Annotated in this window: 14 protein-coding genes; 11 read left to right on the top strand and 3 right to left on the bottom strand. The window is 37.8% G+C overall.

Going from position 1 to position 13727, the window contains the following annotated elements:
• Positions 1 to 28 precede the first annotated feature (28 nt).
• The 8 genes from rpe (at position 29) to RK01_RS09455 (ending at position 6485) form a co-directional block, all read left to right on the top strand.
• Complete coding sequence (gene rpe / locus RK01_RS09490; RefSeq protein ID WP_016173060.1) at positions 29 to 682, top strand: ribulose-phosphate 3-epimerase; 654 nt, start codon at positions 29 to 31, stop codon at positions 680 to 682.
• Positions 679 to 1320, top strand: a complete 642-nt coding sequence (locus RK01_RS09485; RefSeq protein ID WP_016173059.1) for a thiamine diphosphokinase — start codon at positions 679 to 681, stop codon at positions 1318 to 1320. The genes rpe and RK01_RS09485 overlap by 4 nt, the downstream gene beginning before the upstream one ends.
• Positions 1321 to 1558: 238 nt before the next feature.
• Positions 1559 to 2419 (top strand): rod shape-determining protein MreC, encoded by an 861-nt coding sequence (mreC, locus tag RK01_RS09480; RefSeq protein WP_016173058.1) that lies wholly within the window; start codon positions 1559 to 1561, stop codon positions 2417 to 2419.
• Positions 2419 to 2928: a rod shape-determining protein MreD gene (gene mreD, locus RK01_RS09475; protein ID WP_016173057.1), complete on the top strand. Its 510-nt coding sequence runs from the start codon at positions 2419 to 2421 to the stop codon at positions 2926 to 2928. The genes mreC and mreD overlap by 1 nt, the downstream gene beginning before the upstream one ends.
• Positions 2929 to 3117: 189 nt before the next feature.
• The gene (locus RK01_RS09470) at positions 3118 to 4506 is read left to right on the top strand and encodes a C40 family peptidase (RefSeq protein ID WP_016173056.1); all 1389 of its coding nucleotides are present in this window, start codon (positions 3118 to 3120) and stop codon (positions 4504 to 4506) included.
• 334 nt (positions 4507 to 4840) lie between these two features.
• Positions 4841 to 5062 (top strand): DUF2829 domain-containing protein, encoded by a 222-nt coding sequence (locus tag RK01_RS09465; protein WP_016173055.1) that lies wholly within the window; start codon positions 4841 to 4843, stop codon positions 5060 to 5062.
• A complete protein-coding gene (locus RK01_RS09460) occupies positions 5059 to 5814 on the top strand; it encodes a 3-oxoacyl-ACP reductase (RefSeq protein ID WP_016173054.1) in 756 nt (251 codons plus the stop codon). The genes RK01_RS09465 and RK01_RS09460 overlap by 4 nt, the downstream gene beginning before the upstream one ends.
• A gap of 158 nt (positions 5815 to 5972) precedes the next feature.
• Positions 5973 to 6485 (top strand): QueT transporter family protein, encoded by a 513-nt coding sequence (locus RK01_RS09455; protein WP_016173053.1) that lies wholly within the window; start codon positions 5973 to 5975, stop codon positions 6483 to 6485.
• A 95-nt stretch (positions 6486 to 6580) separates the two neighbouring features.
• On the opposite strand, the gene RK01_RS09450 is transcribed toward RK01_RS09455, so the two are convergent.
• Positions 6581 to 8386 (bottom strand): M3 family oligoendopeptidase, encoded by a 1806-nt coding sequence (locus tag RK01_RS09450; RefSeq protein WP_016173052.1) that lies wholly within the window; start codon positions 8384 to 8386, stop codon positions 6581 to 6583.
• Between the two features lie 198 nt (positions 8387 to 8584).
• Here RK01_RS09450 and RK01_RS09445 point away from each other — a divergent pair, with 198 nt between their 5' ends.
• The 3 genes from RK01_RS09445 to RK01_RS09435 all read left to right on the top strand — a co-directional run bounded on the left by RK01_RS09445 (position 8585) and on the right by RK01_RS09435 (position 10643).
• Complete coding sequence (locus tag RK01_RS09445; protein WP_016173051.1) at positions 8585 to 9088, top strand: VanZ family protein; 504 nt, start codon at positions 8585 to 8587, stop codon at positions 9086 to 9088.
• A gap of 143 nt (positions 9089 to 9231) precedes the next feature.
• Positions 9232 to 9957 carry a YebC/PmpR family DNA-binding transcriptional regulator gene (locus RK01_RS09440; protein ID WP_016173050.1) on the top strand — a complete coding sequence of 242 codons (726 nt, stop codon included), beginning with the start codon at positions 9232 to 9234 and terminating at the stop codon, positions 9955 to 9957.
• A 2-nt stretch (positions 9958 to 9959) separates the two neighbouring features.
• Positions 9960 to 10643 carry a YoaK family protein gene (locus RK01_RS09435; protein ID WP_016173049.1) on the top strand — a complete coding sequence of 228 codons (684 nt, stop codon included), beginning with the start codon at positions 9960 to 9962 and terminating at the stop codon, positions 10641 to 10643.
• Between the two features lie 91 nt (positions 10644 to 10734).
• Here the strand turns inward: RK01_RS09435 and RK01_RS09430 are convergent, their stop codons facing one another.
• Both RK01_RS09430 and RK01_RS09425 read right to left on the bottom strand, forming a co-directional pair.
• A complete protein-coding gene (locus tag RK01_RS09430) occupies positions 10735 to 12135 on the bottom strand; it encodes a L,D-transpeptidase family protein (protein WP_016173048.1) in 1401 nt (466 codons plus the stop codon).
• A 256-nt stretch (positions 12136 to 12391) separates the two neighbouring features.
• Entirely contained in the window at positions 12392 to 13387 is a 996-nt protein-coding gene (locus tag RK01_RS09425) for an L-lactate dehydrogenase (RefSeq protein ID WP_016173047.1), read from the bottom strand.
• Positions 13388 to 13727: the final 340 nt, after the last annotated feature.

The raw sequence follows: 13727 nt of genomic DNA, 5'->3' as shown, positions 1-13727 counted from the left end.
TGAATAGTATTGTAAGGAGGATTTTTTTATGAAAATTGCACCATCAATTTTAAGCGCAGACTTTGCCAATTTGGCACGGGACATAAAGTTAGTCGAAAAAGCAGGCGCCGACTATATTCATGTGGATGTCATGGATGGTCATTTTGTCCCAAATATTACGATTGGGCCAGCTGTGGTTGCAGCCATCCGCCCAGTGACAAAATTACCTTTGGATTGTCATTTGATGATTGAAAAACCCGAAAATTATATTTTAGATTTTGCAAAAGCAGGGGCAGATATTATTAACGTTCATGTAGAAGCTACCCCCCATATTCATCGCGCGCTCCAAATGATTAAAGGTGCCGATGTCAAAGCAGGCGTGACGATTAACCCGGGAACTCCAGTGGATGCTATCAAACATGTTTTGAAAATGGCGGATTTAGTGTTGGTGATGACGGTTAATCCTGGTTTTGGCGGCCAAGCCTTTATTCCTGAAGCAGTGGAAAAAGTAAAAGAGTTGAAAGCTTTAAAAGAAGAATTTGATTACCATTATGAAATTGAAGTAGATGGCGGAATTGTGCCGGAAACTGCTGAAATCTGTCAAGCTGCAGGGGCAGATGTTTTTGTGGCTGGTTCTTATATCTACAATGCTCCAGATCCTGACGAACGCATCGCCGCGCTGAAAGAAGTATTGGCAAAATGAACATTCTGTTAGTAGCTGGCGGTGATCCTCAATTATGGCCAGTAGATATTATGTCACAACCCTTTGATTTTTTTGTAGGGATTGATCGCGGTGCACTCTTTTTAGTGCAACAAAAAAAAGAGCTAAATTTTGCTGTCGGAGATTTTGATTCTTTAACACTAGCAGAAAAGGAATTAGTCATTCAAAAAGCAGATGAAGTTCTCACTGCTGCTGCAGAAAAAGATGATACAGATACGCAATTGGCTTTGGTTTCCGTTTTTTCCAAATATCCTAAAGCGAAAGTCACGTTGATTGGTGCTTCAGGAGGACGTCTGGATCACTTATTAGCTAATATTTGGCTGGGGGTGGAACCGCGTTTTGTTCCTTTTATGCAACAGATCACCCTTTGTGACAGACAAAATAGTTTAAGCTATCTACCTGCTGGAAAACATGTGGTAAAAAAAATTTCAACGATGAAATACTTAGCTTATTGTTGTTTAACCCCGGTTTCCAAATTAACGCTAGCCAAAAGCAAATATACCCTGGATGAAGTAGACGTTTTACAACCAACTTCTTATGCGAGTAATGAATTTGTGACCGAAGCAGCAGAAATTTGCTTTACCAGTGGAATTATCGCCGTCATTCAAAGTCGGGATTAAAAGTCGGATTTTTATCCGGCTTTTTTTTATAAATTTAAACCTCCAACATCGAAGTAAGCGGTTTAATTCATATTGGCTTTTCCCCAAATAGGTAAGTTTGCAGCAAGAAGGTGATGATTTTACAAAAAATATCTTAAGAGTCAGTCCCTGCCTTTTGTTTAAAGGATTTTAGTGGTAAAATCATTACTATCAGTCGCACGATAAAATCGTGCCGGCTTTTTTCTTGAGGGGTGTACTTGTGAAGAAATTTAATCCAAATAAAAATATTATCATTACTCTGATTTTAGTCATTGTAGTGGTCTCCGTGATAAGTATTACAGCAGCCAGACGAGCAAATAGTGAAAAGACAAATCTAGCTCAGTCTGTTGCCAATGACAGTGTCTCAATTGTGGATCGCGTCATTAGTGCACCAGTAAAATTTGTCGAAAATGCTTTTAGCAATGTGCAAAATTTATTTGTGACTTATAGTGAAAATGAGCGTTTGAAAAACAAAATCGATTCTTATGATGAACTAGCTCAAAAGACCAAAAATCAAGAACGGGAAATTAAGAAATTACAGTCGGAATTAAAGTTAAATGAAACATTGACGGACTTTGAAAAGGTTTCTGCCAATGTCATTACCCGTTCACCGGATGCCTGGCAAGATATGTTAGTGATTGATAAAGGGTCAAAAGATGGTCTAAAAGTAAATATGGCAGTTATGTCACAAAAAGGACTCGTGGGTCGAATTGTAGAAGTCAATCTCACTTCTGCTAAAGTAGAGTTGTTGACCTCGGCTAACCAAAATTCGGATCATTTTCCGGTTCGTATTTCGGGTGAAGATGGTGAAACATTTGGGCTGTTACGCAATTATGATGAAAAAACTGGAACTTTAATTGTGAACCAATTGACTGGAGAAAAGAAATTAAAAGCAGGCGATGTGGTGCAAACTTCAGGTTTAGGTGGAAATTCACCGGCAGATTTACCTGTCGGAACAGTTGTCGACTTTAAATCAGATGATTATGGCTTGGATAAGCAAGTTTATGTTAAACCTTATGCGGATATGTATGACATGTCTGTTGTCACTGTTGTGAAAAGAGCGGCAGGTGATAGTGAGTAATGCTAACAAAAGATACGGTGAAATATTATGCCGCGCCTTCCTTTTTTATTTTGATGTTGCTAGATGGGCAATTTACCCGCTTATTAGAAAACTGGAGTCGGAATTATTATATTGCGAACGCCCATTTGCTTTTATTAGGTTTAATGTGTGGCTGTATGGTGTTATCTAAACGTTACATGATGATTACCGCAGTAGTTTTAGGACTGTTATTTGATATGTATTATGTCGGAATTTTAGGAATTTACACGGTAGCTTTACCGCTAAGTGTGTGGCTTATGTATGCCCTGGCCGATACATTATATCGCAATGTTTTTACGATGTTTTTTGGCATGATTATCTTTGTTACCTTCTTTGAATTGGTATCTTTGGGTATACAGATGCTGTTCAAGTTAGCCGATGTGAGTGATACATTTTTTATCAGCCGCTTTTTGGGACCAACCTTACTAATTAATATGCTTTTGTTTATTATTTTTATCTTTCCCTTCAAAAAATTGTTTGTAATCAAATAATTTTTTGAAGTTTTTTTTATGCTTACAATTTTGTCATATAAAAAAGTGCATTTGAAACAATTTTGTAACATTTCATTTATCTTAATGTCATATCACTGTGTTACAATTTTGATGTTGTCGGGAAAGGTCTAAAAAAATTCCCGAATAGTTAAGAAAAAATTCAAAGTTAGCCAGTCGGAGGAATGAAGAGTGAAGAAGAGTTTGTTATCAGCATTGTTAGTTTGCTCATTAACACTTACAGCAGTTGCAGCTCCCAGTGTAGCCGCGGCAGATACTATCGATCAAAAAATTGAAAATCAAGATAAAGTAATTAATGACTTGAAAGGTCAACAAGCAAGTGCACAAGCCCAAATTGATGCGCTTGAAAGCGAAGTGGCTGCAATTACTGCCAAAGCTGAAAGCTTGGTAAACGATCAAGTAAAATTAAATAAAGATACTCAAAAATTACAAAAAGAAATTTCAACTTTAAAAGAACGGATTGCAAAAAGAGAAGAAGCAATCAAAAAACAAGCTCGTGATGTTCAAGTAAATGGTCAAAGTACCAACTTCATCGATGCTGTTGTGGAATCTGATTCTTTAACAGATGCAATTGGTCGTGTTCAAGCGATGACAACAATCGTCAAAGCCAATAACGACTTAGTTAAACAACAAAAAGATGATAAAAAAGCCGTTGAAGACAAAAAAGCTGAAAACGACAAAAAATTGGCACAAATTCAAGCCAACCAAGCAGAACTTGAAAACCAAAAAGCAGAAGTTCAAGGAAAACAAGCGGATTTAAATGCAATGAAAGCTGACCTTGCTTTGCAACAAAATACTGCTGAAGGTCAAAAAGCTGGCTTACAAAAAGAAAAACAAGAAGCTGAAGCAGAACAAGCGCGTATTCGCGAACAAGAAAAACAAGCGGAAGCAGCACGTAAACAAGCACAAGAACAAGCAGCACAAGATGCAGTTGCAGAAAGTACAGCAACCGAAACAAGCGCAACTAGCCAAGCACCAGCAGCGAATGAATCTGGCACAGCTTCAAATTCAACAGGTTCTTCAAATAGCAACAATGGGAATGCGGGTTCAAGCTCATCAAACTCTAGTTCATCAAGTAATTCAAACAATGGTAATACAGGTTCATCAAATACTGGCAACAGTGGGAATACTGGCTCATCTAATAGCAATGGCGGTACTTCTTCTGAAGCACCTACACCAGAAATTCCTAAACCAAATATTCCTGCTCCTTCAGGTGGCGGTGTAGTTGGTTATGCACAACAATTTATTGGTGTTCCATATGTATGGGGCGGTAAAGATCCTTCAGGGTTTGACTGTTCAGGTTTTGTTGGCTATGTATACTTACATGCTGCAGGACGTAACATTGGTACTTACACAGTCGCGCAAGAATCTGCTGGTACAATCATTCCAGTTAGTCAAGCACAAGCTGGCGATCTATACTTCTGGGGTTCTCCAGGCAGTTCTTATCACGTAGCACTTGCAATGGGTGGCGGAAGCTATATCCATGCACCACAACCAGGTGAAAGTGTAAAAATTAGTTCTGTATCTTACTATGCACCACAATTTGCAGTACGCATGTAGTTTAACTTCCCAACACGATCTTCATTTGAAGGTCGTGTTTTTTTATAGATAAAAGGATTAATAGGGTGTTTGTAAGAGATACCGATATAGCAAGTCTGTTGCTGTGAGAGCTGATCGTGCGTGTTCAGCTTTTTTTATATGGTCAATCAATTAAAAGCATGATAAAGTAAAATAAATTTCAATCTCAAAGTTAAAAAATCCATGTAAAACGCAATGTTAAACTTTAAAAGGGTAAACTTGTGGCGTCTATTTAGTTGGATGTTTGTGATAGAGATTGTGTTTTTATCTTCGCGAAATTTTAAAGCAATCAATAAGTAAATAGGAGAGATGCATTATGACATTTGAAGAAATTTTACCTCATTTAAAACAAGGTGAAAAAATTATTCGCAAAGGGTGGGGCGGTTTTGAATTGTATGTCACCTTAGTAGAAGGTGAAAGTTATGAAGAGGCTCCTGTTACGCCTTATTTTCTGATTAAAACTGCAGATGAAGGTTTTTCTAGCTTTGCTCCCACTGTTTGTGATATTTTAGCCAACGATTGGACAATTGTAAAATGACAGACTGCAGTCAAGGGGAATTTGTAAATCAGGTGGTTTTTGTCACGGGAACAGCTTCTGGGATTGGTCGGGCGCAGGCGAAAGCTTTTTTACAAGCAGGTGCACAAGTTTTTGGCATGGATAGGCAGTCCGATTTTTCAGCGCAATTTGCTACATTTGAGGGTCGTTTTAGCGGCTTTGTTGGAGATGTAGCCAAAAAAGAAGATTGTGTTGCAGCGGTAAAAAATTGTTTAGCTAATTTTGGCAAAATTGATATTTTATTAAATACCGCTGGCAAATTGGATGCTTACAAACCTTTACTTGAAACAGATGACGCATTATGGCAAGAAATTTTAACCACCAATTTAAATAGTATTTACTATATTACAAAAGCTGTTTTGCCAATTTTACTTAAGACAAAAGGAACGGTTATTAATATGTGTTCCATTGCAAGTCTAGTTGCTGGTGGTGGCGGCATTAGTTATACCAGTAGTAAACATGCGATTGCCGGTTTTACAAAGCAACTCGCCTTAGATTATGCTGAAGATGTACATGTAGTAGGAATTGCTCCCGGCGCAATTCAGACACCAATGAATGCCGCGGACTTTGCCGGGGAGGGGGAAATGGCAGCATGGGTTGCAAGTGAGACACCTGTTAAGCGGTGGGCCCAACCAGAAGAAGTTGCTGATTTGACTTTATTTTTAGCCAGTTCTAAAGCCCGTTATTTACAAGGAAATATCGTGCCGATTGATGGTGGCTGGTTATTAAAATAAAAATTATTTTTGTTGAGATTTTATACTCACCAAAATAGTATTGCAATGCGCGTAGCTTTTGTTATAGTTAAAGACAGGGAACATTTCCCACTGCACCACTTCAATCCTTTGGGTGCAGCTTATTACCAAGGTCTTATACCTTGTAAAGGAGAGAAAAAATGGATAATCAAATGAAAAAAATACGTTCAGTTCACTGGACGACAGATGAAATTGCTAAAATGGCGATGGTAGCGGCATTATATGTGGTTGTTACAGTGTTTTTAGCCCCTTTTAGTTTTGGACAAGTGCAATTACGCGTTGCCGAAATGTTCAACTTTTTGGCTTTATACAACAAACGCTATGTATGGTCGGTAACTATTGGTTGTGCCATTGCCAATATTGCTTCCCCAAATGGGATCATCGATGTCGTTGTCGGGAGTGTCTGCACGTTTTTTGTGTTGTTAATTTGCCGTAAAGTGTCTGCTTTTTTTACCGATATGAAGGTGAAAATAGCCATCACAACACTATTATTTGCTTTTTCTATGTTTACTGTTGCAGGACAATTAACGTTTTTATATCAAATGCCCTTTTGGCTTAACTGGGGTTATATAGCGGTGGGTGAGTTTTTGTCAATGGCAATTGGCGGAATTTTCTTGTATCAAGTAGGACAAAAAATCGATTTAACTAAATAGATATTATGTAAGCAGACACGATTGAAGGTCTGCTTTTTTCATGTAAAAAAACACGCGCCGACTCCGGCGCGTGTAAAGGTAAAAAGAAAGTATAATTATTTTACGTATTCGTTGGTTAACTCTATAAAGTCAGCAATATCATGTAAGACCATATCAATGCCTGCTTGCCAAAAATCTGGTTTTGTTAAATCAACATTTAAGTGTTTTTGCGCCAATTCTTCAGTGGTCATGGCTGCTGTATCTCGCAATAATGCAATGTATTGATCTTCAAAATTGCCATCGCTTTTCATTGCTTGAGCGTAAATTCCCATACTGAATAAATAGCCAAAAGTATAAGGGAAATTATAAAATGGCACATCATCAATAAAGAAGTGCAATTTAGCTGCCCAAAAATGAGGGTGATATGTTGCTAGACCGTCGGCATAAGCTTCTTTTTGAGCCCCAACCATCATTTCAGTAATTTCTTCTGGTGCCACCAAGCCTTGTTGACGAGCAGTGTAAAAATCATTTTCAAAAATGAAACGGGCGTGAATGTTCATAAACATCGCAATCGCGTTTTGCATTTTAGCATCTAACAAATTAATTTTTTCCGCTTTTGATGTGGCTCCTTTTAACGTAGCGTCGGCTACGATTAATTCCGCAAAAGTGCTGGCAGTTTCGGCAACATTCATAGCATAATCTTGGTTTAGACGAGGGATGTCCCATAAAACACTGCTATGAAAAGCATGACCCAGTTCGTGAGCTAAAGTAGCAACTTCATTAATAGAGTTACTGTATGTCATGAAAATACGGGATTCTTGTGTTTCAGGTAATTCAGTACAATAGCCGCCTGGACGTTTACCACGGCGATTTTCTGCTTCAATCCAACTTTTTTCAAATGCCATTTGGGCAAAATCTGCCATTTTAGGACTAAATTTGCGGAAATTTTCCAAGATGAAAGCTGCAGCTTCGTCATAGGTGAAAGTCCGTTCCTTCATACCATCTAAAATAATCGGTGCATCTTGATCTTGCCACTCCATTTTTTCTTTGCCGAATAATTGGGCTTTACGAGTTAAAAAGTCGACGATTGGTTGTTTATTTTTTTGAATCGTAGACCACATTGCATCTAAAGTCGCTTTTGACATGCGGTTGTATTCCAAAGGTTGTTTTAAATAATCAGTTACGCCATGCAATTTATAAGTGGATAAACGGAAACCATCCAAGTGATTTAAAGTATCGCCAAATAATTCAGCTTTTTCAGACCATACCTTTTCCCAAGCGGCAAATAATGTCGCCCGTACCTCAGAATTAGGATCTCCCATCATTTTATTGAATGCTTGTCCGGCAGATAATTGTTGCAAGTTACCATTTTCGTCAGTAAATGGAATTTCAATGGTGGCTACTAAGGTGTCATAGTGTTGACTCCATGCATTTAAACCATCTAAAGATAAGGTGTTAATAATATTTTCTGCTTCTTCTGATAATAATTCATTACCATCGCGACGAATTTCGCTTAAACGAAAAGCAACCGTTTTTAAAGCATCGTTTTCTAACAGTTTCATCCAGTTTTCATCGTCAATTTCCGTGAATTTTTTGGCTAAAATTGTTTCGCTTAATTGAAAAATTGGGGATAAGGTCGTTAATTTGCTGTACCGAATTTTAGCATCCACATCGGTAACATCTGCGGACATCAAGGCGTTTAAAAAAGAACTACATTGTGAAAAACCGTTGGCGATTTTTTCTCGTAAATTTAAGAGATTCGTTAGGCTTTCTGCCGCTGTGTCATCTTTTACAGCTAAATTTTTGACTTTGGTTTGGTATTCTTTTAATTGTTCTGCTAAAAGTTCCATCCGAGCCGTAAGTTCTTTTGATTGGCTGCCACCGGGGAAAATGCTGTCTAAATCCCATGTTAATGCGTACATTTACAACACTTCTTTCTATTCATTTTATCTTTTTTAGTATAGCACAACAAAAGTATTCAGAACCTTCTGAGAGCTTTGAATTTTACAATTTTAAGGCGAATCTTGCCGCTAAAGTCTATTTGAAAAATAGGTTCAAGAAGCGTTATCTAACGGAATCAGATTTATGGTAAAATAAAAAATTGAACGGGAGGTAGTGAAATGAAACGCAATTTTAAAAATCCTTATCTGTATTTGGTGATTGGACTCGTGACAATGGTCATTTTATTTATTAGCTCTTCTCAGACCTATCAGCAACAATCACAAGTTGGACTTTTAGAAAAAATATTGAAAAATGAGCCGTTGAAAAAAAGTTTGCACAATATTGCTTTTAATTATGCGGGTAGTGAGGTAAGTATTGCGGCTAAAGGCTACTTTTCTTTTGTAGAATTTTTTATTCGTAAAGGGGCACATTTTGTGACGTATTTCATTTTAGGTGGCAGTTTTACGTTAGCGCTATACTATAAGCAGAAAAATTTTTGGTGGGGAAGTTTCTTTGGTATTTTAAGTGCAACGGGGTACGCTGCTTTAGATGAATTTCATCAGATGTTAACAGGAGATAGAACACCGCTTTTTCAAGATGTTGTCTTGGATATGTCTGGAGCGTTAACAGCCGTTGTCATTATTTTAGGCTACCTGCTGCTGACTAAAAAACGGTTAGTGTAAATGAAGGCAGTGATAAGTGCAGACTTATCGCTGTCTTCTTTACTTTTAATGGGTAGGCTTGAATTTGAAAAATAAAGAGAAAGGGCTACAATAGGGAAGTAAGCCGAAAATATTAGGCTAAAAGTGAATAAGGAGGAGTAAGAATGTCTGGACATAGTAAATGGAATAATATCCAAGGAAGAAAAAATGCCCAAGATGCAAAACGAGGTAAGATTTTCCAAAAATTATCTCGGGAAATTTATATGGCTGCAAAATCTGGTGGTGGCGATGTAGCGCTGAATCCGGCTTTACGTTTAGCAGTTGATAAGGCTAAAGCTGCCAATATGCCAAATGACAATGTCGATCGGGCGATAAAAAAAGCTACTAGTTCGGCTGATGAAGCTAATTATGATGAAGTAACGTATGAAGGCTATGGTCCTGGGGGCGTAGCGATTTTGGTTCATGCATTAACGGATAACAGAAATCGGACAGCGACAAATGTGCGTGTTGCTTTTACCCGCAATGGCGGTAATTTGGGTGAAACGGGCTCAGTTAATTATTTATTTGAGCGTAAAGGCTATATTGCGATTGAACGAGAAGGGTTAAATGTCAGTGAAGAGACCATGTTTGACGATGTATTGGAAGCAGGTGCAGAAGATTTGATTTCTTCACCAGAAGTATTTGAAATTTATACAGCGCCAGAAGATTTTACGACTGTCCGCGATCAGTTAGAAAAAGACGGCTTTACTTTAGCACAAGCGGAATTGACGATGCTGCCGCAAACGACAATTGTTTTAACTGAGGACCAAAAAGCCAAATTAGAGCAATTAGTCGATAAATTAGAAGACGATGACGATGTAGCCGAAGTCTTTACTAGTTTGGAAAACTAGGCATGCAAATACCGAAATTTAAATTTCTTGACGATCGAATTGCAATTCATGAAAGTTTGCCGGTGGGCGTCATGTTAGCGATGGCAGGAGGCTTTTTAGATGCCTATACGTATTTGTTTCACGGCGAAGTTTTCGCCAGTATGCAATCCGGTAATGTGATTTTACTAGGTTTAAATTTAGCACAAGGAAACTTTGGCTATATTGTGCGCTATGTAGTTCCGATTGGCATGTTTTTATTGGGGATTTTTTTTACTGATGTATTAAAATTTCGGTTTGAACACAAGCGCTTGGTCTGGCAAAATATCGCAGTTGCTATTGAAGGCATCGGAATATTTTGTGTGGGTCTTTTTTCGGATTTTGGTCATAATTTATTGATTAATTCCGCACTCTCTTTTTTTGCGGCTATCCAATTTGCCACTTATCGCCGATTGGCAGGTTTGCCTTATGCAACGACGATGACGACAGGAAATTTACGCTCCATCGCGGATTATACGTACCAGCATTTTTTCAAAAAAGATCCTACTGCCAGTTTCAAAATCAAATATACGGCGACTATTATTTTCGCATTTTGTCTCGGGGCGATTTTAAGTACACTCTCAGCTGCTTTCTTTGGTGGTAAAGCAATCTGGTTAGTGTCGCTGTTATTATTTGGTGTTCTTGGTATTACGATTTATCATCAAAAATGAAATAAGCCCAACTTAGAAATTGATTCTAAGCTGGGCTTATTTTATTAAAACCCCCGCTTCTATTGTAGAAGCGGGGGTTGGTAGTTATAAATTAAAAGACAAGGACTGGTGTGCCAGTTTCCACCATGTTATAAAGTTTGGCCATAACATCAGGCGGTGTGTTAATACAACCATGAGAGCCACGCGTTTTCCAAAGGTCGCCGCCGTAAGCAGGCTGCCAATCAGAATCGTGAATGCCGACCCCAGTCCAATCAATTGGCATCCAGTAGTCAACTGGACTAGCGTATTTGGTACCATCATCGTTTTTTCCTCGAAGTGTTTCATTACGGGCTTTTTCCCAGACGTAAAAAACTCCTGCAGGTGTGGGTGATTTTGGTTTGCCAGAGACGATGTCTGTTTCAAGGGCGACAGCGCCATCTTTGTAATACCACATATGTTGATTTTCTAAATCAACTTCAATATAGGTGTTGCCAACTAATGGTTTATCAGCAGTTGCGCTTCCTTTAACGATTGGAGAACGGGTAAAATCTTCTCCTTTCATAATTTGTTCCATTAAAGCCGGGACTTCTTGATCGGTTTGGATAGTCCAGCTTAAGGTACCATCAGGAACGGTAACATCACCACGGCGCGTGCTTTTGAAAGTTGTTGGGTTACTACTTGTATTGTATTGATTACCAAGGGCCGTAACGTAGTCGGTTACTTTTTCTTTATTTAAAGTAACTTTTCCATCTTTGTATTCCAACCAATCCATAATTGTGGTAGTAGGGATTTGAAAGTCGGTACCATTAATTGAATAGTTGGCCTGAACTTGGGCAACTTTATTTAAAGCGTCAAGTTCTTCTTTAAGCTTGGTATCATTGGCGGTTACTTTCGGCTTTTCGGTATAATTGGTTAGCTCTAAACTATCTTTATTGCTGCTAACCGATTTTTTGATGTCAGAGACAACAGCAGCCACATTTATAGAATTACCTTCTACTTCAGGGGTAACCGTAAAACCGGCAGGCCCTTTTGTTAAAGTAGCATCTTTGGTTTTCGTCCGATTTTTATTGAGGTCATTCAATTGGGCTTCTACTTTTTTAATAGCACTGTCCAGTTGTGTTTCATCGACTGCAATACCATCTAATTTGTCATCACTATCGGCAAAAACGTACGCAACGCCCCACTTCCAGCGATTTTGGGCCTCTTTGATTTTCTCTAAATCTTTGGTGTAGTCTGTTTTTAAACCAAGATCGACTTTTTTGATGGATTGCCAATTTTGGCCATTATCTTGAATGTCAAAAGTCTGTTCATCCGCAGCGCCTTTAAGCTTTGCGTTTGCTTCTTTGACAGTTAGATTGGCAATATTGGTTTCGTTAATTTTGGTATTGGGTAAGAAGTGATCTCTATAATGAAAGCTTCGCACGGCATAAGCGCCTCCGGCAATAACGAATAAGGCTAAAAAAATAGCAACAATCACTTTAGTATGTTTTTTGTGGCGAGAAGCTCTAGTCATCAGATATCTCCTTAAAGCGTTTATTTTATAATAAATGTATAATTTATATCGAGAATATCATAGCATAGATTGTGAAAAAAGCGAAGATTATGCTTAAAAGACAATAAAAAATTTAAAATTATTTTTTTCATTAAGTCTACCTTTAATAAAAAGAATAAAGGACCTTAATTAAAAAAGACAAATATAAAACTTTGTTAAAAAAGCCTGACGACAAAAATGTCGACAGGCAAGATAAAAAATCTATTTTTATTAGAAATTATTTAGCTGCGTCTTCTTCTTCTAATTTTTTGAAAGCTTCATCCACAATATTTTTCAATTGGGAAGCAGAAGCGTTCATCCGGTCTTGTTCAGAATCGGTCAATGGAATTTCAATAACTTGTTGAATCCCTTGCGCATTGATGACTGCTGGTGCACCGATATAAATATCGTTTAAGCCATATTGACCTTCTAAATAAACAGATAATGGGAAGACAGCATTTTCATCGTTTAAGATAGCGCGGGTAATACGAGCTAAAGCAGTTGCAATACCATAGAAGGTTGCACCTTTTTTATCGATAATTGTATAAGCCGCATCGCGGACACTAAAGAACAAGTTGACCATTGCTTCTTCATCCACGTCAGGATTATTTTTAATCCATTCGTAAATTTGTAAGCCGGCAACGTTGGCGTGTGACCAAACTGGGAATTCAGAGTCACCGTGTTCACCTAAAATATAAGCATGGACGTTACGAGCATCTACTTTAACCAATTCTGCAATTTTTTGACGGAAACGAGCAGAGTCTAGTGAAGTACCAGAACCGATAACGCGTTCTTTTGGAAAACCTGAGAATTTCCATGTTGAATAAGTTAAAATATCAACTGGATTAGCGGCCACTAAGAAAATACCGTTAAAGCCAGATGCAACGATTTGAGTTACAACGTCGCGATTGATTTTTAAGTTTTTATGAACTAAGTCTAAGCGGGTTTCACCTGGTTTTTGAGGTGCACCAGCAGTAATAACAACTAAATCGGCATCGTGTGCGTCTGCGTAAGTAGCTGAATAAATTTTCTTAGGAGAAGTCCAAGCTAGGGCATCAGTTAAATCCAATGCATCGCCTTCAGTTTTTTTGACGTTAATATCGACAATCCCAACTTCTTGGGCAATATTTTGAGTTACAAGTGCAAAAGCATAACTAGAACCAACAGCACCGTCACCTACTAAGATAACTTTTTGGTGATCTTTTAATAAAGCACTTTTTTCTACTTCTGTCATGTTTGTTTCATCCCTTCTCAGATTATTTCCTTCACAAGCAATCCTATCATTTCACTTATCATTTGTCATGCGATATGCCTCGATATAATACAGTTTTTACAGCTGTTTCTTTTTGTGAGCACTTACATTATCTCAAAAGTTTGTTTTAGTTTGAGCAATAGAGTTTAAAAGGAATATCTCTAAAAAAAGCTAAAGAGCGCTTGCATCTTTTAGCGAATCTTTTAGTTTGTGTTATAATACTAAAACAGTACAGTTAATAAAACTTTTTAATTAATGTGCAATTAACGAAATAGTGAGCATGCTAGGAATTAATTGATAAACTAGACTAGGGGATAATCCA

This window comes from Enterococcus dispar ATCC 51266 (genome assembly GCF_000406945.1).
GTDB lineage: Bacteria > Bacillota > Bacilli > Lactobacillales > Enterococcaceae > Enterococcus_C > Enterococcus_C dispar.
Note: the sequence above shows the minus strand (reverse complement) of the source record. Positions and strands in the feature narration are given on the sequence as shown.

What these genes read in the sequence shown, in the direction of transcription:
- RK01_RS09435 (WP_016173049.1), top strand. Translation starts at nt 9,960, where the DNA reads ATGCAAATACCGAAATTTAAATTTCTTGACGATCGAATTGCAATTCAT.
- RK01_RS09460 (WP_016173054.1), top strand. Translation starts at nt 5,059, where the DNA reads ATGACAGACTGCAGTCAAGGGGAATTTGTAAATCAGGTGGTTTTTGTC.
- RK01_RS09465 (WP_016173055.1), top strand. Translation starts at nt 4,841, where the DNA reads ATGACATTTGAAGAAATTTTACCTCATTTAAAACAAGGTGAAAAAATT.
- RK01_RS09425 (WP_016173047.1), bottom strand. Translation starts at nt 13,387, where the DNA reads ATGACAGAAGTAGAAAAAAGTGCTTTATTAAAAGATCACCAAAAAGTT.
- RK01_RS09440 (WP_016173050.1), top strand. Translation starts at nt 9,232, where the DNA reads ATGTCTGGACATAGTAAATGGAATAATATCCAAGGAAGAAAAAATGCC.
- RK01_RS09430 (WP_016173048.1), bottom strand. Translation starts at nt 12,135, where the DNA reads ATGACTAGAGCTTCTCGCCACAAAAAACATACTAAAGTGATTGTTGCT.
- rpe (WP_016173060.1), top strand. Translation starts at nt 29, where the DNA reads ATGAAAATTGCACCATCAATTTTAAGCGCAGACTTTGCCAATTTGGCA.
- mreD (WP_016173057.1), top strand. Translation starts at nt 2,419, where the DNA reads ATGCTAACAAAAGATACGGTGAAATATTATGCCGCGCCTTCCTTTTTT.
- RK01_RS09485 (WP_016173059.1), top strand. Translation starts at nt 679, where the DNA reads ATGAACATTCTGTTAGTAGCTGGCGGTGATCCTCAATTATGGCCAGTA.
- RK01_RS09445 (WP_016173051.1), top strand. Translation starts at nt 8,585, where the DNA reads ATGAAACGCAATTTTAAAAATCCTTATCTGTATTTGGTGATTGGACTC.
- RK01_RS09450 (WP_016173052.1), bottom strand. Translation starts at nt 8,386, where the DNA reads ATGTACGCATTAACATGGGATTTAGACAGCATTTTCCCCGGTGGCAGC.
- RK01_RS09455 (WP_016173053.1), top strand. Translation starts at nt 5,973, where the DNA reads ATGGATAATCAAATGAAAAAAATACGTTCAGTTCACTGGACGACAGAT.